This is a genomic window from Selenomonas sp. oral taxon 126 (genome assembly GCF_001683335.1).
Taxonomy (GTDB): Bacteria; Bacillota; Negativicutes; order Selenomonadales; family Selenomonadaceae; genus Centipeda.
Genome location: NZ_CP016201.1, coordinates 2,334,011 through 2,353,960, shown reverse-complemented (window position 1 = coordinate 2,353,960; position 19,950 = coordinate 2,334,011). Strand labels below are relative to the sequence as shown.

Here is a 19,950-nt window from a genome sequence, read left to right as displayed (position 1 = left end):
TGAATGTCATAGTCGTCACGCAGGATGTCGTAGACCTCAATGCCGGCAAGCCCAGTCGAGCGCGTGAAGATGGAGAGCTTCGTCGCATCGAAATCGAAAACGGCAGAGTCGTCGATCAACTCGCGCCCATAGGCATAGTAATCGCCGATGGCATTGATCTCATCGCGCGCATAGGCGACGAGATCGATGATCTTGTCGATAACCTCCCGCCCGCGCAGGGCAAGATTCCGCCGACTGATATCGAGGCTTGCAAGGAGTAGATAGGAGGCACTCGTCGTCTGCGTGATATTGATGATCTGATGCACATAGCCGAGCGGCATGCTGTCGGCACAGAGCAGGATCGAGCTCTGCGTGAGAGAGCCTCCGGATTTGTGCATGCTGATCGCCGCCATGTCTGCACCTGCATCCATTGCAGCCACGGGAAGCCGATCGCTGAAATAGAGATGCGTTCCGTGTGCCTCATCCACGAGCATCTTCATCCCATGTGCATGGGCAAGCTCCGTAATCGCGCGGAGATCGGAACAGATACCGTAATACGTCGGATTGTTGACAAATACCGCCTTGGCGTCCGGGTGACGCGCAATCGCATCAGCCACATCCTCGACGCGCATCCCGAGTGCGATGCCAAGCGTATCGTCGATCCCGGGATTGACATAAATCGGAATTGCGCCGCAGAGGATGAGGGCATTGATGGCGCTGCGGTGCACATTGCGCGGCATGATGATCTTATCACCCCGCCCCACCGCCGAGAGCACCATCGCCTGTACCGAGCCCGTCGTACCGCTCACCATGAAGAACGCATGTGCAGCACGAAATGCCTCTGCGGCAAGAATCTCTGCATCCCGAATCACAGAGACGGGATGGCAGAGATTGTCCAGCATCTTCATGGAGTTCACATCGACATCGAGACAGGCGGAGCCAAGGAATGCCACAAGTTCCGGATTCCCGCGTCCACGCTTATGCCCCGGTACGTCAAAGGGCACAAGACGGGCACGCTTCATCCGCTCCAACGCCTCCTGTATGGGCGCATTTGTCTGAGAGAGATACGGCATTACTTGCCCTCCGTCAGCAGAGTAGATATGAGTTCGTCATAGCTGTAGTCCCCCGCGAGATCTTTGCTCTTGACCCAGCGCACAGCCTCCTCTACATCTTTCTGCGAGGGAATGCCCGCAAGGCGATAGGGCTTCATCTCGAGCGCATCACGGGCGGGCGCAGGGAAGCCACTCTTTTCCATCACGAGGTCAATATACTCCGCACGCGGCGTATTGTTGAGATAGTTGACCGCCTTGTCATAGGCGCGGTACATCGCCCGAATGGAGTCCGCTTTGTCTCGAATGGAGGAATCCGAAAAGACGATCACGCCGGGATTGATGCCAAGCTCACCCGAACCCGTCACATAGCGGCTGCCCGAGGCAACAGCAACGCTCGCCATCGGCTCGGGCAGAACTGCCGCCCCGAGATTTCCGCTTTGGAGCATTTCAAGGCGCACAGGGATCTGAGGAATCACGACCTTGGAGACCTCCTGCTCCACCAGTCCGTTGACTTCGAGAATCTCATCCGTCACATACTCGATGATGGTGTTGCGGGAAATGGCGATCTCCTTGCCGCGCAGATCACCTGCCGATGCAATACCCGCGTTCGGACTCGCAACGAGGTTATAGCTGCCGTCCGTATAGGACACCGCATGTACGGCAAAACCACCCGAGCGCGCAAATATGACGGCAAGCAGATCGGAGACCGCGCCGTCAAGATTCCCGCTCTGCAGTGCCGCATCACGCTCCATCGCGCTCTTAAACGGCACGAGCTCAACCTCGACCCCCTCTTCCGCAAAGTATCCGTGTTCTGCGGCGATAATGAACGGTATGGAGTCCGTGTCAGGCATGAGTCCAATGGTGAGTTTGGAGAGTTTTGCGTCCTTCGGCTGTGACTCCGACCCGCACCCTACTGTCAGGAGCAACAGTGTGGACAGTACCGCTGCAAGAAATCTCTTCATCATATATCTCCCTCCCGGTCTCCTGCGGACACAGCGTGCTCCTTCGCCATATGCTCACACAGATAGCGCAGTGTCCACAGCGTATTGTACGGTGTGATCGCCGATTTATAGGTAATGCGTGGGATGCCCGCCTCATCGAGTGCCGCGAGAAGCTTTGTCAGCCTCTTCCCCTGAATATGCTCGAGCAGCAGCAGACGGTGCGGAAAATCAAAATGCGCGTCCCCCTGCTGTGCGGTGGCTTTATAGCCTTTTAGTCCGAGCAGATAGCCAACCTTTTCACGCCATGCGCCGTCAGAAAGAAGCTGCACACGGATACCGAGGGCACGCAATACATCCCGTATGACCGTAATCTGCTCCTCGGGGAATTGATAGAGCAGGACACGCTCTTCTTTTTTCATCATTGCAGTTCCGTTACTTTGCTGCGAGCCCGCGCATGAGGAGATAGGTCACAAGCTCATCGAGAGAGACCTCCTCCTCCAGCATCTTCTGCTCGAGCGAGCTGCGCAGCGTCTTAGGCAGACGTACGGTCAAAAACCCGTTCATCGCCGGTGTTGGCACAGCGTCAGAAGGAGGCGCTGTCTTCTGCGTCTGCTTTTTCTTTGCTTTGGCGGCAGGTTTCGCCGACTCCTCTGTCGGCTTTTCGGTCACAGCCTTCTTCTTGGCGGGAGGATTGCCTGTATTTTTTTTTGCTTCTGCCGGTTTTTCCGTCTGCTCTGCCGAAGGCTTCTGCTTTGCGCTCTTATCCTCCGAGGATTTCTTCTTTGCCACGTTCTTCACCTCTGTATTCTGTGTCTCCTTCTTCCCCTTTCCCTGAGACGCTTTCGGCTCAGGCGGGTAGACGAAGAATTCATTGTAGGCATTGCGCAGATCCTCGCTCGCCTGCTTCGTTCCAACGCCGATGATATAGGACGGATCCTCCGCATTCAGAGACTCTGCAATGCGCACAAAATCCGAGTCCGTCGTGATGATAAAGTATTTGCGTACACCTTCCTGATAGAGGATCTGCGCCGCATCATAGAGGGCGGAATCCAGTGAATTCTTTCCATAAAATGTACGGCTGATTTGTCGGAATGTCAGATCAGGATACTCCATGAGACGATCCCATCGCTTCTGCTCCGGATGTGCCTCCCAGTCCGAGACGATAATCATACGGCAAGGCTGATAGCGCTGCGCCTGATCGATCGTATATTGAAGCATTTCAATCGGTGCATTCTCAATGTCGTAGAGAATGGCAACCGTATCATTGCTCGAGTCGAGCATACTCTCTCCCCTTACTCCATTTTATCTCCGAATGAGCGTTTCGCACGCTGCACGAGGAACGATGCCTCCACCTCGAGCACCTCTGCCTGACGCAGGCTGTCCTCGGCAGCGCGAATCGTCGCTGCATTCTTATCCGTCATCCACGCTGCGTATCCCTGTGCATATGCAATGTGCAGATCACAGATCTTGAGGCGGAGCTGATGCAGACTCTGCATACTGCGCGGCACGGAAACAGCAGAAAGTTCGTCTTTACGCTCCTGCCAGTCCGCAAGAATGTCCTGCTCCATGATCTGACGCGCCATATCGCGTGTTGCCTGACTGCCGAGCGCCCCCGCCCCGAGCACAGAGTAAAGGCGCAGCTGAGCGGCGCCCACCGTCTGATCGTGGCGCGCAATGATTGCATTGGTCTCCTCCAGATAGGATGCAATGCGCAGACGGCGTGCCTGCTGCAATACAACGGCATATTCATGCAGATTCTGAATCGACACGACCTGCCAGTCGCCGTCCTCGGATGGGGCAAGCAGGAGTTTGAACGTGAAATCGGTATCCGCCTCGTCCTGATGCACAACAACATCAACCTCTGCCGTCTGCTCCTCGTCATTCTGCGTCAGGTTCGTGATCTCGCGGAACGTCAGATCCCGCACGCCGATGCGTGACAGGATGTTCTCCGTATCTGCAGCCTCATCCGCAGGATTGACAGAAGGCCATTCCCCCGTTGTCACGCGCGTATGCACCGCATCCTTGAGCATATTGATAAATGCGGGCTTGAGCATTTTGGAAAAATCCTCGAGCGCCGCCGATGCCTCATGCGAATGCCCGAACTCCGCATCCATCGTCCCCGTCATAAAGTCATCGTATCCGCTGTCCAGTACGGCGTCCAAGCGAACGTATCGGAGAAAGTGTGCCTCGTCATGCTGATCGAGCGCGGATTCAATGGCGCGCAGCGCATATTCCGGCGTCTTCGTATAGATGCGGAAATAGTAAAAGAGACCCGATAGCAGCACTGCAACGGCAAGCAGTACAGCACAGACGACCTTGGCTTTCATGGTGCGGCTCATCATCGCAATCCTCTCTCCCTATTGACTCCACCGGAAGGTCAGGCAATCACCTCATCAATGACGCCGCCGCCCAGTACGATATCATCCTCGTAAAATACAACAGACTGCCCCGGTGTTACAGCGCGCTGCGGCTCTGAAAAACGAACGCGCACGCACGCCCCTTCAGGAATAACCGTCGCAGCCGCCTCCCTTTTCCCATAGCGAATCTTCGCCTGCACCGTACGCGCCTCACGGAGCGCATCCCACATTGTCCAGAGCGGATGCGATGCGATGAGTTCGCGCGCATATACATCGTCCGCAGTCCCTACAACAACACGGTTTTGCATGGGATCGAGCGCCGTCACATAGAGCGGCTCAGGCGCGGCGATACCGAGCCCCCTGCGCTGCCCGATGGTGTAAAAAGAAATGCCTTCGTGCACGCCGAGTACATTCCCCGCCTGATCGACAATTTCGCCGCGCTGCACGGCTGCGGGACGCTTCTTCCGCAGATATGTCTTGTAATCATCGTGCGGGACAAAGCAGATCTCCTGACTCTCCGCCTTATGGGCAACGGGCAGATGATATTCCTCCTCTGCCATACGTCGTGTCTCATCCTTGCTGAAATTCCCAAGCGGGAGTAGAACACGTGCCAGCGTCTCCTGATTCAGATGATAAAGGACATAGGACTGATCCTTGGCAGTGTCCTGCCCCTTGCGCAGACGATATATGCCATCTGCACCGCGTTCAACGCGCGCATAATGTCCCGTCGCGATGTACTGCGCACCGAGCTCTTCGCCCTTACGAAGAAGTGCTCCAAATTTGATATGGCGATTGCAGACGATGCAGGGATTTGGCGTACGTCCGCACTGATATTCATCGAGAAAATAGCCAATCACCGTCTGCTCGAACGATGCCGTAAAATCAAACACATAATGCGGGATTCCAAGAACATCCGCCACGCGCTGCGCGTCGGCAACACTGCTCGGTGTCTCTCCGTTGTTCTCCTCCGACAGAGACTCACGGCTGTCCTCCGAGAGACGCATGGTCGCACCAATCACATCATAGCCCTGCACCGCAAGCAGCGCCGCGGTCAACGAACTGTCCACCCCGCCGCTCATTGCGACCAAGACACGTTCCTGCTTCACCTTACGATCCAATGCCCCCTACTTTCCTAAATTGCGTTTAGTATAGCATTCGTGCCTAGAAAACACAAGGATTTGTATTTGTTTGAGAAAGCTACACAAACGCTGTTTTTTTTGTTAAAATATAGCTGTGAATAGATGTGGGGAGGATTGCTATGCAGGTCATAGGCATCATTGCCGAATACAACCCATTCCACCACGGACATCGCTTCCAGATCGAGCAGCTGCGGCAGCAGTATCCCGCTGCCGCCGTTATCGCTGTGATGAGCGGCAGCTTCACCCAGCGCGGTACGCCGTCCGTCCTCGATAAATGGACGCGCGCGCGTCATGCTGTGGAGGGTGGCACGGATCTCGTACTCGAGCTCCCCTTCGTCTTTGCCTGCCGCAGTGCACAGGACTTTGCGCGCGGAGGCATTTCGCTCCTCTCCCGCCTCGGCATCGTCAGTCACCTCGCCTTTGGCATGGAGGCGGAGGAGCTTGCTCCGCTCATAGAGGTGGCGGCACGAATTGATGAGGAGCCCGTTCAAAGATGCCTGCGTAAGCATCTGGACGAGGGTCACTCCTACGCCGGCGCGTTCACATCCGTCCTGACGACAGAGACGGCGGTCTCAGAGGATATGCTGCGTGCGCCGAACAACATCCTCGCCATCGAGTATCTGCGTGCCTTGCATGTTCTCGCACCGCAGATCGTCCCGATCGGCATTCGTCGGAGAGCGGCGCAGCATGGCGACATACATCTCCATGCCGGCATTACAAGCGCCTCCTCCATCCGTCAGGTGCTCGCCGCAGCACGCCCCCCGTGGGAACCACTCAGCGAGAGCGTCATGCCCTCCGTACTGGCTGATCTTCAAGAGGCGTATGCGCGAGGACTCCCGCAGGAAAATACGCTCCTTGACCTTCTGCGTTACCTCCTCCTCGTGACGGACAGCTCCGCACTGACCGAGGTCTATGGCATTGCCGAGGGCATTGAGAATCGCCTCATACAGAGCAGAACAGCGCAGGACTACAGCGATTTCCTCAGAAATGCTGCAACAAAGCGCTATCCGCAGAGCCGCATTGCACGGATGGTCGTGCACCTGCTTCTACATCTCACCAAAGCGCAGACGAGGGATTTTGATGCACACGGCGCTGTCTATATACGTCCCCTAGCGTTCAACGCGCACGGACGCGGACTCCTGCGCGCGATGAAACAGCGCGCAGAGATTCCCATCATCACGCGCACGGCGGAGTTCATGTCATCCGAAGAGCGCAGTCAACCGCAGAGAGAGCTATCGCCGCTGCAGCACATGCTCGCCTTCGATACCCGCGCGACCGAACTGCGTCTGATGACCTACCCAATGCCTGTGAGGGGAAAATGCCGCACAGATTTTATAACATCACCACAAGTTCTTCCATAAAGAAAGGAATGTATTATGAGCCGGAATGTGAAGCTTTCAACCCTGTTTGTACTGAACTCTCTGGATCGTGACCCGATTCTCAGCTTCCTTGAATGGGATGCCGATGACGCCGAAGTTCAGGCGGAATGTGCCGCCGAACTCATCCGCGCTGCAGAGAATCTCGGACTCAGCGGAAATCTGCTCCCGCGCTACCTCCTCCATATCCTCACTCATGAGGCGAATCTCGTCTCAGAGACCATGGAACGGACGGGACTTCCGCCCGGAAGCAGTCTGCGTCAGGCATTCTATCAGGACATCGAGCGCCTCTATCCGCTGCTCACCCTACCGACCAGCAAATTCCTCGGAGAGAAGCTACTCGACTATTATGAGCCGACCCGGAACGTATACGACAAGACCGAGGACTTCCTCCTCCCGTGGATCGAGGCGGCACTGACCCCGCGTGACTATGCCGAGGCACTGCTCACCTACTATGCACGCTACGGCTACGGGGAGCTTGCGGGCCATGTCGTCTTCCGCTGGGATGATGCTGCAAACAAGATCCGTGGGATCGCCCATTTTGAACGCACACAGATGAAGAACCTCATCGGCTACCGGCGCCAGAAGGAGCAGCTGCTCCAAAACACGCGAGCCTTCGTTCAGGGGAAACCCGCCAATCACGTCCTCCTCGTTGGTGCGCGCGGCACGGGCAAATCCTCTGCCGTCAAGGCACTCGTCAGCGAATACGAGGAGAATGGACTACGCCTCGTCCAAGTCACAAAGGAGCAGCTGCGCAAGCTGCCCGAGATTATGACGGCGCTGCGGAACTATGCGGGACGCAAGTTCATCCTCTTCCTTGACGATATTTCATTCGAGGACTCCGATGCCGAGTTCAAGGCAGTCAAATCCGCCATCGAGGGCGGCGTCTCCTCCTGTCCGCCGAACGTACGTCTCTATGCAACCTCGAACCGCCGCCATCTCGTGCGCGAGACATGGCGTGACCGCGAGCAGGAAGAACTCTATCGCGATGACAGTATCAACGAGACCATATCCCTCTCAGACCGCTTTGGGCTCGTCATCCACTACCACACACCGGATCAGGACGAGTATCTGGCGATCATCGACCATATGCTTTCACAAAAGGGCATCCACCTCTCACCGGAGGAACTGCGCATCGCAGGTCTGCGTTGGGAGATGACACACAGCGGACGCAGCGGACGCACAGCACAGCAGTTCGTCGCGCACTATCTCGGTATTCACTAAGGAATCGCTGATAAAATGAAGTCCGTCAGATTGGCGTAGATTTTTTCGTCCGAACTAGGAGGCAAACTGGACGCATAGCAAGGGCTATGTGGAGGATTTGCCGACGAAGTGCGGGCAAAAAAGATGCGCTAAGATGGCGGTGCTGAATTTATCAGTGCTTCCCTAAGTAATCAGCAGTATACCGAAAGCGCAAGCGGGAGCGTGCGTACGCGCAGCGGAAGCAGAGGCCCGCACTCGCCGTCTACGTCGCTGCAGAGCTCTTCCTCTGCAAAAATCTCAAAGGATTTTGCCCGAACGTGCAGGATATTCTCACGTTCCGTGACCGACTTTCCGGAAAACAGGTCTGCCGCAACAGACATAAACTGCGGCAGACCTGTTTTTTTGACGGCGAGAAGATCGAGCATCCCGTCATCGATGGCAATGTCGTGCCCAATCTGCTTCATGCCCGCGACCACGGGACTGTTGGCAATGACGAAGAGAAAAGCCTCCTCCTCGTATTGAACACCATCTGCTGCGATGCGCAGACTGAACGAGCGCAGGCGCGGAATCTCACCGATTCCCTTGAGATAATATGCCACCTTCCCCAATGCGTTCTTGTAGGTTGACTTCACCTCGTGGGCAATCCCTGTGAGCATGCCGGCACTCACGACGTTGATAAAATACTGCCCGTGTCCATCGAGCAGCCCCACATCGACGCGGCGGGACTCATCCGCCGCAATGCGCTCCACATAGGATTCCCAGTCCCCGTGAATACCGAGATGCGTGGCAAAATCGTTCGATGTGCCACTGCCGAGGATGCCGAGCGGCACATCCGTATCGGACTCGAGCATCGCGTTCACCACGGCGTGCACCGTACCGTCCCCGCCCGCAGCGAGCACGCCGTCCGGACGGATCTCCCGCAGGAAGTGCCCGAGATCGTCCTTTCCGCTCCCGCGCGTGCGGTAGGGCGTGAGCAGGATTCCATGCCGCTGGAACAGGTCGATGAGGAAGTCAATCTTCCCTTTGAAAAGAGCATGACCCGAAACGGGGTTGTAAATCAGCCCAAGTTTTTTCATGCCTTAAAAACTCCAATCCGCTGCAAGAACTGAATCCCAACCGTGCCAATCATCGGCAGACGGCGCAGATCATCTTCGATCAGCGCACGCAGGAGAATCATTGCCGCAATATAGACCGCACAGCCGAAGAAGACTGCGCCAAAGGTAGAGATGGCAGCAATCCCCCACCATTCGAGCGTCCATGTGTAGAAGAGATAGACCGCGCCCGCCATGATGGCGGCGGCACAGATGGTTTTGATGAGCTGCAGCAGCTCGATCCGATAGCCAATGAAGCGGTAGATGAAGTAGAGGTTGATGAGTGCAGCAACGCCCACGTCCGCCGCCGTCGCCCACGCCGCGCCCATGATGCCGAGCCATGGAATCGCCGTGAGATGCCAGTTCAGAAAAATCTTTGCCGCAGCCGCAAGCAGCATGTTCACCATCGGAATGGTCGGATGCCCGAGACCTTGCAGGATACCCGTCGACACCTGATGCAGCCCGAGCAGGATGATGCTCACCGCCGAGATCATGACGGCGGGTCCCGCGCCGGGCGCATTGTAAATCAATGCGGAAATTGGTGTCGCGAGCACGAAGACAATGACAAATGCCGGGAAACAGACGAAGTTCGAAATGCGCACAGATGCCGCCGTCTGATCGTAGACGCGCGTCCGATCGCCGAGCACGCGCGACTCCGAGATCGCGGGCACAATGCTCATCGCCATGGAGGCGGTCAGGATAGTCGCGAGGTTGACGAGCGGCACCGCCATGCCGTTCAGATAGCCGAAGAGCTCCGTCGCCTCGCTGATGCTGTAGCCCGCCACCTCAAGGCGCTGCGGGACGATCATGAGGTCGAGATTCGACACGACGGGCAGCATGATGCTCGCCGCCGAGACGGGCAGAGACAGCATGAAGATCCGCTTGATGATGGAGAGACGCGACTCATATGCCGCACCCGGCATGGGCTTTAACTCCGTGCCATAGTCGCGCGCAATATCGCGCTCGAGCTTGATGTGGAAGTAGACGAGCACGATCAGCCCCGTGACCCCTCCGGCAAGCGCGCCGAGCGATGCGCCCGCCGCAGCATAGTCGAGTCCCCACGGCATGAGCAGGCTCGCGAGGACGATCATCGTCACCACGCGGAAGATCTGCTCCACGATCTGTGACACCGCTGTCGGCGTCATGCGCTGCCAGCCTTGCAGATAGCCGCGCGAACTCGCGAGCAGGGTCACGAAAAAGACCGTCGGCGCCAGTACCACCACAGACTTATAGGCGCGCGCGTCACGAATCAGCTGCCAGTCGATCAGCCAGTCCGCAGCCAGATAGGTCAGAATCGAAAACAGGAGACCTGTCATGATCATGAGCGCCATCGATATGCGAAATACGCGCTTTGCGCCGTATATGTCGTTCAGCGCCACGCGTTCCGCTGTAATGATGGAGATGGCGACGGGCACACCTGCCTGCGAAACCGTCATGGCAAAAAAATAAATGGGAAAAGCCATCTGATACAGACCGATTCCCTCACCGCCGAGGATGCGGGAAACGAAGATCCAGTTGAGTGAGCCGATGACCTTGACGACGAAACCTGCAATCGTCAGGACAAAGGTTCCCTTGAGGAAGGATTCTCCCTTGCTGCTTTTCCCCTCAGCAACATCTATCTCACGAATGAGAAACACCGCCTCAATACGATATTTTGAACAATAAACTACGATTGAATTATACCATATGCAACCCCATGGAGCAATCGGACTTTTCTCAAAACAAAACCTCCTGCACGTGTATAACGCACAGGAGGCTGATCAAAAAATCATCCACGCATTTTCTTTACGGCTGCAAAGCCCTTCTCTGCAGCGGCAATCGTCCGCGCGATGTCCGCGTCCGTATGCGCGCCCGAGAGGAAGATGGTCTCGAACTGCGACGGCGCGAGGTAGATGCCCTCGTCCAGCATCGTTTCGAACCAGATGCGGAATGCCTCTTGGTCTGCCGCCTCCGCATCCGCATAGTCATAGACCTCGCGGTCGATGAAGAAGATGCCGAACATCGAGCCCGCCTGATGGGCGCAGATTGAAACGCCCACATCTTTTGCCGCGCGCTGCCAGCCGAGCAGGAGCTCCTTCGTCTTGATCGTCAGCTCGCGGCTGTAGTCCGCCTTCCCCTCCTCCGGTTCTGCTGTGAGGATCTTCAGCGTCTCGATGCCCGCCGTCATTGCGAGCGGATTGCCCGAGAGTGTGCCCGCCTGATAGACGGGACCCGCAGGAGAGATACGCTCCATAATCTCGCGCCGTCCGCCGTATGCCGCAACGGGCAGTCCTCCGCCGATGATCTTGCCGAGGCAGGTGAGGTCGGGGCGGATGCCGTAGGCTGCCTGCGCACCGCCAAGCGAGGCGCGGAAGCCGCACATAACCTCATCGAAGATGAGCAGCGCGCCGTGCTTTGCCGTGAGTTCGCGCAGCAGGGAGAGATAGCCCTGACGCGGCAGGACGAGTCCCATGTTGCCCGCCACGGGCTCTACGATGACCGCCGCAATCGCGTCGCCCTCGCGCTCCATGACGGAGCGGATCGCGTCCTCATCATTGTACGGTACGGCAATCGTGTCCGCAGCCGTGCCCGCCGTCACCCCGGGCGAACTCGGTACGCCGAACGTCGCCATCCCCGACCCCGCGCTGACGAGCAGACTGTCGCTGTGTCCATGGTAACAGCCGATGAACTTTACAATCTTACTGCGTCCCGTATAGCCGCGCGCAAGGCGGAGCGCGCTCATCGTCGCCTCCGTTCCCGAGTTCACCATGCGGATGACCTCGATGGTTGGGTAGACTGACTGTACGAGCTTCGCCAGCTCCGTTTCGAGGAGGGTCGGTGCGCCGTAGCTTGTGCCGCGCGCCGCAGCCTCCTGCAAGGCGCTCACCACCTGCGGATGCGCGTGACCGACAATCATCGGGCCCCATGAGCCAACGTAGTCAATGTATTCGTTTCCGTCGATATCGTAGATATGCGAGCCTTTGGCGCGCGCGATAAAGAGCGGATTCCCGCCCACGTTCGCAAAGGAACGCACGGGGCTGTTCACCCCGCCCGGCATATAATTCTTCGCCTCGGCAAAGGCGGCCTTCGATTGTTCCGTATTCCGCATAAATATCTCCTTACGCACTGAGCCACGCGGCGGCGTCCATCGCATGATATGTGATGATGATCTTCGCGCCCGCACGCTTCATGCTCGTCAGCGTCTCGAGCACAATGCGCTGCTCATCAATCCAGCCATTTGCAGCAGCCGCCTTCACCATCGCATATTCGCCGCTGACATTGTAGACAGCAATTGGGCGATCCGTCGCCTCGTAGACCTGTCGCACGACATCGAGATAAGCAAGCGCGGGCTTCACCATGATGATATCCGCACCCTCGGCGACATCGAGCGCAGCTTCCTTCAGCGCCTCGCGCACATTCGCGGGATCCATCTGATACTGCCGCCGATCGCCGAAGGCGGGCGTACTGTCCGCCGCATCGCGGAAGGGACCATAGTAGCCCGATGCATATTTCACGGCATAGCTCATGATGCTCGTGTTGACATATCCCTCGGCGTCGAGTCCCGCACGGATTGCCGCAACGCGCCCGTCCATCATATCCGAGGGCGCAACAATATCCACACCGGCGCGCGCCTGACTGACAGCTGTCTGAACGAGATGCGGCAGTGTCGCATCGTTGTCCACATAGTGATCGTGCAGCTCGCCGCAGTGTCCGTGACTCGTATACTGACAGAGACAGACATCGCCGATCACGAGCAGCTCCGGCACCGCATCCTTGATTGCAGCAATCGCGCGCTGCACAGGGCTCGTCATATCCCATGCACTCGAACCAATTTCATCCTTATATGCGGGCAGACCGAACACCTCGACCGCAGGAATCCCGCGCGCAGCAATCTCACGCGCAAGCCCCGCGACCTGATCCACAGAGTAGTGATAGCATCCGGGCATACTCGGAATCTCTTCCTTGATCTGCTCCCCCGGCACGACAAAGATCGGATAGACAAAATCACGCGGCGAAAGCTCGGTTTCGCGCACCAGATCGCGCATTGCGGATGAAATGCGCAGACGACGCGGACGCTGAATCATATTCATTGTACATACTCCTTGATTGCATTTACCAATCCGTCAATCGTATAGGTCTCCGCCACGATATCCGGCTCGAGTGCAAAATTTCGTGCCGTGTCAGCCGTGACAGGCCCGATGCAGGCGATCTTCACCTGCTGCAGGGGCGTGATATTGCCGAGCTGCTGCACGAGGTTCTTGACCGTGGAGGAACTGGTGAATGTCACGAAGTCGATCTCCCCATTTGTCAGACGCGCGGCAAGCTCTGCCCCGCCGTCCAGCTCCGGTACAGTCTCATATGCAGCGACAACATCGACCGCCGCCCCGTGCGCGCGCAGTGACTCCGGCAGTACATCGCGCGCCTCCTGTGCGCGCGCCAGAAGAATGCGTGCGCGCGGCGGCAGGATGTCCTTCAGCGCGTCCACGACCGCCTCCGCACGGAATTCTTTGGGAACGAGGTCGGCATGAATGCCATGGGCACGCAGAGCCTCAGCCGTCGCCGGGCCAATGGCGGCGATCTTCGCGTAGCCGAGCGCACGCGTGTCCTTTTCCGCATGAGCGAGCCGCGCAAAGAAATGCTCCACACCATTGACACTCGTAAAAATCACCCAATGATAGGAATGCAGTTCACCGATTGCATGATCGAGTGCCGCATAGTTGTCGGCGGGCGGTATAATGCGGATCACGGGCGTCTCGATGCAGGAAGCCCCAAGCGCCGTCAGCTTCTCCGTCAGCGCCGATGCCTGTGCACGCGCGCGCGTGACGAGGATACGCTTCCCGTGGAGTGGTCGTATATCTGCACGATCAAACCAACGCAGCTGCTCGCGAAGCTTGACCACATCGCCCACAATGAAGATCGCGGGCGGACGGACACCGTCACGCGCCACCATCGCGGCAGCCTCACCGACTGTCGTGACATAGGTCTCCTGATCGGCGCGCGTCCCCCAGCGGATGATCGCCGCAGGGGTATCGGCAGGACGGCCGTTGTCGATGAGATTCTTCGTGATGACGGGAAGATTTGCAACGCCCATCAGGAAGATCAGCGTATCAACGCCCGTTGCGAGATGTTTCCATCTGATATGGGATTCCGACTTGGTCGGGTCCTCATGTCCCGTGATGACGGCAAAGGATACGGCAACGCCGCGATGCGTCACGGGGATGCCGGCATAGGCGGGTACACTGATCGCCGAGGTCACGCCCGGCAGCACCTCGAAGGGAATGCCACGATCCAAAAGCACGAGCGCCTCCTCGCCGCCGCGCCCGAATACAAAGGGGTCGCCGCCCTTGAGACGAACGACCGTCTTGCCCTCCTGCGCCTTATCTGCGAGCAGGACATTGATGTCCTCCTGCCGCATCGTGTGCTTACAGGACTGCTTCCCGACGTAGATGCGCTCTGCCGCAGGCGGCACATGGGCGAGAATGCTCTCATCCGCCAGATGGTCATAGACCACGACATCCGCCTCTCTCAGACAGTTCATTGCACCAACCGTCAAAAGGCGCGGATCGCCCGGACCCGCGCCGACAAGAAATACTTTTCCGCTCATACTGTAATTCCTATCTCTTTCAAAATATCCCGACCACCAACATCGAGCAGCTCCTCCGCCAGAGCAATGCCTAGCTTTTCCGCCGTGTCTGTCGCGCCCATCGTACGCGAGCGGCAGACGCGCATGCCGTCCACCGATGCAATCATCGCCTCGACGTGGAGCATATTGCCCTCACCGACCTCGGCGTAGACGCCAACGGGAATCTGACAACCGCCCTCGACGCGCCGCAGGAAGGCACGCTCCGCCGTCGCTGCCGCCGTCATATGGGGATCGCACAGGAAATCAATGAGTTCCCGAATCCGCATATCGTCTGCGCGGCACTCGATTGCAAGCGCGCCCTGCCCAACGGCGGGAAGGATCATCGCACGCGGCAGGATCGTGCGGATGCGCTCCCCCAGACCAAGGCGTTTCAGCCCGGCAGCCGCAAGGACGATCGCGTCGAACTCACCCGCATCCAGCTTCGCCAGACGCGTATTGACATTCCCGCGCAGATCGAGGATTGTGAGATCAGGCCGCACGGCGAGCAGCTGCGCCCGCCGCCGAAGACTCGATGTGCCGACCCGTGCACCCTGCGGCAGTTCCTCAATTGCCTTGTAGTGCACGCTGACAAATGCGTCGCCCGGGTCGAGGCGTTCCGTAATCGCGCCGATCATGAGTCCCTCGGGAACCTCCGTCGGCATATCCTTCAGGCTGTGCACCGCGAGATCGATCTCTCCCGCGAGCATCGCCTGTTCGAGCTCCTTCGTAAAGAGCCCCTTGCCGCCGATCTTTGCAAGAGGTGCGTCGAGAATGCGGTCGCCCTTTGTCGTCATTTTTTTTAGCACTACACGACAGTCAGGATGCTGCTTTTCGATTTCTCCTGCAATGTATTCCGCCTGCCACAGTGCCAGCTTACTTGCCCGCGTACCGATAGTGATTGTGCCGCTGTTCACTTGTTCCCGTCTCTCCTATCGCATCTAACTTAAAGAGGGCGCGCATTGCCTCAATGTAGAACGCCTCATCCGCTGTTCCGGCAGATGCGCGCAGCTTCATCATGGGGATGCGCAGAATCTTTCGGACGATCATGCGGCTCATATGCTCCACCTGCCGCCCCTCCTCCTCCGACAGATCCGGCAGCTTTGCGCTCACGCGCTTGATCTCGCGCTCGCGGATCCGCTCGCAGCGCCCCGAGAGGAGCGCCATGAGCGGCTGGAAGGACAGATATTTGAAGCGTTCGAGAAGAGCGTCAACCTCCTCCTCCACGATTTTCTCCGCCTTGACAGCCTCCGCCTGACGCTCGCTGAGATGTTCGTCCACGACAGCTTCGAGTGCGTCGATGTTATAGAGTTCGATGCCCTTGATGGCCGCAACATCGGGATCGACATCGCGCGGAACCGCAATGTCGATGAGGAAGAGCTTCCGTCCCTGTCGGCGCGCCATCAGGCGGCGTGCCTCCCACGCCTTGATGACATAGTGCGGTGCACCCGTCGAGGTGACAACCACGTCGACGCAGGTTGCGTACTCCATCGCGCGATCAAAGGGAATCGCCTCCCCCCCGATCCGCTCTGCAAGCCGCTCAGCGCGTTCAATGTGGCGGTTCGCGACATAGATCAGCTCGATTCCGTGCGCGCGCAGATGCTCTGCCGTCAGCTCCGCCATCTTGCCCGCACCGAAGATCAGCGCGGCGCAGCCGCCAAGACCGCCGAGCGAGGCAGCTGCAAGTTCCACCGCCGCATAGCTCACGGACACCGAACGATATGCAATCCGCGTCTCCGTCCGCACGCGCTTGCCCGTTGCAATGGCGCGATGAAAGAGCAAATTCAGCACTGTGCTCGTTGCACCTGCCTCACGGGCAATCGCATATGCCTCCTTGACCTGCGAGAGGATCTGCCCCTCGCCGAGCACGAGCGAATCAAGGCTCGAAGCGACACGGAACAGATGGCGGATTGCCTCATCATCCACATAGGTGTAGAGATATTCATCCAGATCATCCCCGCCCTGTGCCAAATCGTTGAGGAACTGCCGCAGCGCCTTTCCCCCGCGCTCATGATCGTCCACCGATGCGTAGAGCTCGGTGCGGTTGCACGTCGACAGGATGACCAGGCCGCTCAGACCGTCGTATTCGCCCAGACTCAAAAGTCCCGAACGCAGTTCCTCACGGGAAAATGATACACGCTCACGCACATCAACCGGAGCCGTGCGATGATTTAGCCCCAATGTCAAGAGCTGCATGCCGTAACTCCACCTCTGCTTTCTCTAACTCTCCACAGCGAATCATGTTCAAAATATCGGAACGCAGTGCCATGCGCCAGAACTCCGTGCGCGCATTGCTCGTTGGAAGCGCCTTCTGCAGCTCCCTGCGCAGAATCGCAGCCCGCTCCAGCCAGACGCCAAACGACGGCGGATAGAGCTGCTCAAGCTCCATCCGTATTGCACGCGCCAGCGCGGGGCTCCCGCCGCCCGTCGAAGCCGTCAGCAGGAAATCCCCGCGCCGCACACTCGAAGGAATCTGAAACGAGGAGGCATCAGGGTCGTCGATGACGTTGACAAGCATTCCGCATTCCTTTGCCTCGGCAGCAACCTCCGCGTTGAGTGCAGGGGAATCCGTCGCCGCATAGACGAGGAATGCCCCTGACAGGGAACCACGCACATAGCATTCATTTCTCCAATCAATGCTCTCATCTGCTGCGAGCGCATGCAGACTCTCTGTCAGCTGCGGTGCAATCACGCGCACAGAGACGGAAGGCTCCGCAGCGAGGAGTCCCCTCACCTTGCGCTCAGCCACTGTGCCGCCGCCCACAACAACGATGAGCCGACCGCTCAGATCGAGATTCACGGGATACAGCAAAGAGACACCTCCGAAATATGAATCCTATTCACGTTCGCTATTATACCGCAAATGGGCGCAAAAAAAAAGAGGAGAAGACCGAATCCCCTCTCTTTATAGTGATTATCAACAGGCAGTCAGCGCGTCTCGATCAACCTGCCGCATCCCTCAAGCAGCGGATAGTCCGTCATATCCATGCCGACGGGCGTTACGGAGATCAGTCCGTGCTCCACCGCATAGATGTCCGTGCCCGCGCCCTTATCCGTATCGGAGACCTCGCCCGCCACCTTGTAGTGCACACACCCGTTCTCCTCAATGCGCTCGAACGCATTGATATAGTCGCGCCCGCCCTGCCTGCAAAAGACAAAATGAGGCTGCCCGTCCGCAAGCTCCTTTGGGAAATTGATATTGAGCAGAAAGGGCTTCTCCATCACGGCCAGCACCTGCTCCATAAAGCCTTCAAAATATGCCGCCGCCTCCGCATAGGAGATGCGGCTGCCCTCGACCAGAGAGAGAGCAAACGACGGAATGCCGTGAAAGAGCCCCTCGAAGGCGGCGCCGACCGTACCCGAGTAGATCACATCGGTGCCGAGGTTCGAGCCGTGGTTGATCCCGGAGAGCACGACATCGGGTGTTTCCTCTGCAATCGCGTCCAAATAGAGCTTTGCGCAGTCCGTCGGTGTCCCATCGATCGCCCACGCCCGAATGTCATACGTCTCATCGAAGCGCTCATCGGCACGCACCTCAATCGCACGCCCGATCGTCAGCGCGTGGGAGGTCCCGCTCTGTTGGTGCATCGGTGCGGCAACAGTCACAGTATGACGCTGCGCCAGATGACGCGCGAGCGTCCGTATCCCCTCTGCCGCAATGCCGTCGTCATTCAGTATCAGGATATTCAAAAACACGCCTCCTATATACGAAAAGCAGGTTGGCGTACCAACCTGCTTTTTCAAAAACCGCCAAGCGGATGAAATACACATGGTGACCCACCACGGAATCGAACCGTGAACCTACTGATTAAGAGTCAGTTGCTCTGCCAGTTGAGCTAGTGAGTCATATACGCTCTATGAGCGCATAGCTATTATAGTGGAAACACTGCGCCCCTGTCAAGGGGGAATGTGCTGTTTACGCAGAAATCATCCTTCGCATTATAGGAAAAAGGCCTTTGCAGACCAACTGCAAAGACCTTTAGATATGTTCGGGAAACGATTTACTTCAGCGCATCGCCGAGCTGTGCGTTGACCTCGCGAGCCGCCTGGACGCTCTCGTCGAACTTCGCCTTCTCCTCGCCCTCGAGCTTGACATCGACGACCTTCTCAAAGCCGCCCTTGCCGAGCACGATGGGAACGCCGACGCAGAGTTCCTTCTCGCCGTACTCGCCTTCGAGGTAGACGCAGCAGGGGATGACCTTCTTCGCATCCAGCGCGATCGCCTCGACGAGCGTTGCTGCCGATGCACCCGGTGCATACCATGCGGACGTGCCGAGGAGACCCGTCAGCGTTGCGCCGCCGACCTTCGTCTTCTGGACGACGTCTGCGAGCACTTCCTTCGAGAGGAGCTGGGTCACAGGGATGCCGCGCAGCGTTGCAATGCTGACGAGAGGAACCATCGTCTTGTCATTGTGCCCGCCGATGACCATGCCGTCCACATCGCTCGGGGTTGCGGGATGGCCTGCGGCGTTGAGCGCCTCGGAGAGATAGTAACGGAAACGGCTGCTGTCGAGCATGCCGCCCATGCCGATGACGCGGTTGCGCGGGAGTCCCGTCGACTTCAGCGCGAGGTAGGTCATCGCATCCATCGGGTTGGAAATGATGATGAAGATTGCATTCGGGGAGTGCTTGAGCGCCTGCTCCACAACGCTCTTGACGATCTTTGCGTTGACGCCGACGAGTTCCTCGCGCGTCATGCCCGGCTTGCGCGGCAGACCGGAGGTAACAACCACAACGTCGGAGTTCGCCGTAGCAGCATAGTCGTTCGTAACGCCCTTGACCGTCGTGTCAAAGTTCAGGGCATGCGAGCACTGCATCATGTCCATCGCCTTGCCCTCGGAGACGCCCTCTTTGATGTCGATGAGGACGACTTCCTGTGCAAACTTCTTGAGCGCGACGACATTTGCTACGGTTGCGCCTACGTTACCTGCACCAACAACAGTTACCTTCATAGTATTTCCTCCTTAAAAACTCTCCTGTCACCCATCCCTAGCAATAAGTGACACGATTCGGAACAGGGTATACCAATAGTTCATAACTATGGAATCATTATAACATTCTCGTTCAGAAAAATCAATTACTTATTTAGGAGAATTATTCAAACTTTCGTGGAAAAAGACATTCTTTTCACCCAGCATACATTTCTCCCGAATTCTCTCGTACACACGAAAAAACTCAGCCGATTATTTTCATCGACTGAGTCAGATTTTCAT

Annotated in this window: 18 protein-coding genes, 1 tRNA gene and 1 pseudogene; 3 read left to right on the top strand and 17 right to left on the bottom strand. The window is 57.6% G+C overall.

The window, feature by feature from the left end; genetic code table 11:
* The 6 genes from AXF19_RS10735 to mnmA form a co-directional block, all read right to left on the bottom strand.
* Positions 1-1,052 (bottom strand): aminotransferase class I/II-fold pyridoxal phosphate-dependent enzyme (locus AXF19_RS10735; RefSeq protein WP_237141599.1); only part of this gene is annotated, 1,052 nt, incomplete at its 3' end.
* Positions 1,052-1,993, bottom strand: coding sequence for an ABC transporter substrate-binding protein (locus tag AXF19_RS10730; protein ID WP_066850230.1), 942 nt, complete (start codon positions 1,991-1,993; stop codon positions 1,052-1,054). The genes AXF19_RS10735 and AXF19_RS10730, both read right to left, overlap by 1 nt.
* Positions 1,993-2,394 carry a DUF3783 domain-containing protein gene (locus tag AXF19_RS10725; RefSeq protein ID WP_066848659.1) on the bottom strand — a complete coding sequence of 134 codons (402 nt, stop codon included), beginning with the start codon at positions 2,392-2,394 and terminating at the stop codon, positions 1,993-1,995. The genes AXF19_RS10730 and AXF19_RS10725 overlap by 1 nt, the downstream gene beginning before the upstream one ends.
* 10 nt (positions 2,395-2,404) lie before the next feature.
* Positions 2,405-3,253: an NYN domain-containing protein gene (locus AXF19_RS10720; RefSeq protein WP_066848656.1), complete on the bottom strand. Its 849-nt coding sequence runs from the start codon at positions 3,251-3,253 to the stop codon at positions 2,405-2,407.
* An 11-nt stretch (positions 3,254-3,264) separates the two neighbouring features.
* Positions 3,265-4,314 (bottom strand): hypothetical protein, encoded by a 1,050-nt coding sequence (locus tag AXF19_RS10715; protein WP_066848654.1) that lies wholly within the window; start codon positions 4,312-4,314, stop codon positions 3,265-3,267.
* Between the two features lie 35 nt (positions 4,315-4,349).
* A complete protein-coding gene (gene mnmA / locus AXF19_RS10710) occupies positions 4,350-5,435 on the bottom strand; it encodes a tRNA 2-thiouridine(34) synthase MnmA (protein ID WP_172837384.1) in 1,086 nt (361 codons plus the stop codon).
* A gap of 152 nt (positions 5,436-5,587) precedes the next feature.
* Between mnmA and AXF19_RS10705 the strand changes: the two genes are divergently transcribed.
* From AXF19_RS10705 to AXF19_RS16040, 3 genes and pseudogenes are all read left to right on the top strand, one after another.
* Positions 5,588-6,829 (top strand): tRNA(Met) cytidine acetate ligase, encoded by a 1,242-nt coding sequence (locus tag AXF19_RS10705; RefSeq protein WP_066848649.1) that lies wholly within the window; start codon positions 5,588-5,590, stop codon positions 6,827-6,829.
* Positions 6,830-6,844: 15 nt separating this feature from the next.
* Complete coding sequence (locus AXF19_RS10700) at positions 6,845-8,068, top strand: ATP-binding protein (protein WP_066848647.1); 1,224 nt, start codon at positions 6,845-6,847, stop codon at positions 8,066-8,068.
* 58 nt (positions 8,069-8,126) lie between these two features.
* Positions 8,127-8,234 (top strand): annotated as a pseudogene (locus AXF19_RS16040) (secretion protein HlyD); the annotation flags it as partial.
* Between the two features lie 4 nt (positions 8,235-8,238).
* Here AXF19_RS16040 and AXF19_RS10695 read toward each other — a convergent pair.
* The 11 genes from AXF19_RS10695 to mdh all read right to left on the bottom strand — a co-directional run bounded on the left by AXF19_RS10695 (position 8,239) and on the right by mdh (position 19,689).
* Entirely contained in the window at positions 8,239-9,123 is an 885-nt protein-coding gene (locus AXF19_RS10695) for a diacylglycerol/lipid kinase family protein (RefSeq protein WP_066848645.1), read from the bottom strand.
* On the bottom strand, positions 9,120-10,775 hold the full coding sequence (locus AXF19_RS10690) for a putative polysaccharide biosynthesis protein (RefSeq protein WP_066848638.1): 1,656 nt from the start codon (positions 10,773-10,775) through the stop codon (positions 9,120-9,122). Before AXF19_RS10690 ends, AXF19_RS10695 begins: the two co-directional genes overlap by 4 nt.
* A 131-nt stretch (positions 10,776-10,906) precedes the next feature.
* Positions 10,907-12,226, bottom strand: coding sequence for a glutamate-1-semialdehyde 2,1-aminomutase (hemL, locus tag AXF19_RS10685; RefSeq protein ID WP_066848635.1), 1,320 nt, complete (start codon positions 12,224-12,226; stop codon positions 10,907-10,909).
* Between the two features lie 10 nt (positions 12,227-12,236).
* Positions 12,237-13,208 (bottom strand): porphobilinogen synthase, encoded by a 972-nt coding sequence (gene hemB / locus AXF19_RS10680; protein ID WP_066848633.1) that lies wholly within the window; start codon positions 13,206-13,208, stop codon positions 12,237-12,239.
* Positions 13,205-14,722 carry a uroporphyrinogen-III C-methyltransferase gene (cobA, locus tag AXF19_RS10675; RefSeq protein ID WP_066848630.1) on the bottom strand — a complete coding sequence of 506 codons (1,518 nt, stop codon included), beginning with the start codon at positions 14,720-14,722 and terminating at the stop codon, positions 13,205-13,207. Before cobA ends, hemB begins: the two co-directional genes overlap by 4 nt.
* A complete protein-coding gene (hemC, locus tag AXF19_RS10670) occupies positions 14,719-15,654 on the bottom strand; it encodes a hydroxymethylbilane synthase (protein WP_066848627.1) in 936 nt (311 codons plus the stop codon). The genes cobA and hemC overlap by 4 nt, the downstream gene beginning before the upstream one ends.
* The gene (gene hemA / locus AXF19_RS10665; protein WP_066848624.1) at positions 15,614-16,933 is read right to left on the bottom strand and encodes a glutamyl-tRNA reductase; all 1,320 of its coding nucleotides are present in this window, start codon (positions 16,931-16,933) and stop codon (positions 15,614-15,616) included. Before hemA ends, hemC begins: the two co-directional genes overlap by 41 nt.
* Positions 16,887-17,549 (bottom strand): precorrin-2 dehydrogenase/sirohydrochlorin ferrochelatase family protein, encoded by a 663-nt coding sequence (locus AXF19_RS10660; protein ID WP_066848621.1) that lies wholly within the window; start codon positions 17,547-17,549, stop codon positions 16,887-16,889. The genes hemA and AXF19_RS10660 overlap by 47 nt, the downstream gene beginning before the upstream one ends.
* A 116-nt stretch (positions 17,550-17,665) precedes the next feature.
* A complete protein-coding gene (gene surE, locus AXF19_RS10655; RefSeq protein ID WP_172837383.1) occupies positions 17,666-18,427 on the bottom strand; it encodes a 5'/3'-nucleotidase SurE in 762 nt (253 codons plus the stop codon).
* A gap of 80 nt (positions 18,428-18,507) precedes the next feature.
* Positions 18,508-18,583 (bottom strand) — tRNA-Lys (locus tag AXF19_RS10650).
* Between the two features lie 155 nt (positions 18,584-18,738).
* Positions 18,739-19,689, bottom strand: coding sequence for a malate dehydrogenase (mdh, locus tag AXF19_RS10645; protein ID WP_009656634.1), 951 nt, complete (start codon positions 19,687-19,689; stop codon positions 18,739-18,741).
* Positions 19,690-19,950 lie beyond the last annotated feature (261 nt).

Coding starts and splice junctions, on each gene's coding strand:
- hemL (WP_066848635.1), bottom strand. CDS start 12,226: ATGCGGAATACGGAACAATCGAAGGCCGCCTTTGCCGAGGCGAAGAAT.
- AXF19_RS10725 (WP_066848659.1), bottom strand. CDS start 2,394: ATGATGAAAAAAGAAGAGCGTGTCCTGCTCTATCAATTCCCCGAGGAG.
- AXF19_RS10715 (WP_066848654.1), bottom strand. CDS start 4,314: ATGATGAGCCGCACCATGAAAGCCAAGGTCGTCTGTGCTGTACTGCTT.
- AXF19_RS10695 (WP_066848645.1), bottom strand. CDS start 9,123: ATGAAAAAACTTGGGCTGATTTACAACCCCGTTTCGGGTCATGCTCTT.
- AXF19_RS10720 (WP_066848656.1), bottom strand. CDS start 3,253: ATGCTCGACTCGAGCAATGATACGGTTGCCATTCTCTACGACATTGAG.
- AXF19_RS10700 (WP_066848647.1), top strand. CDS start 6,845: ATGAGCCGGAATGTGAAGCTTTCAACCCTGTTTGTACTGAACTCTCTG.
- cobA (WP_066848630.1), bottom strand. CDS start 14,722: ATGAGCGGAAAAGTATTTCTTGTCGGCGCGGGTCCGGGCGATCCGCGC.
- mdh (WP_009656634.1), bottom strand. CDS start 19,689: ATGAAGGTAACTGTTGTTGGTGCAGGTAACGTAGGCGCAACCGTAGCA.
- hemB (WP_066848633.1), bottom strand. CDS start 13,208: ATGAATATGATTCAGCGTCCGCGTCGTCTGCGCATTTCATCCGCAATG.
- hemA (WP_066848624.1), bottom strand. CDS start 16,933: ATGCAGCTCTTGACATTGGGGCTAAATCATCGCACGGCTCCGGTTGAT.
- AXF19_RS10730 (WP_066850230.1), bottom strand. CDS start 1,993: ATGAAGAGATTTCTTGCAGCGGTACTGTCCACACTGTTGCTCCTGACA.
- AXF19_RS10705 (WP_066848649.1), top strand. CDS start 5,588: ATGCAGGTCATAGGCATCATTGCCGAATACAACCCATTCCACCACGGA.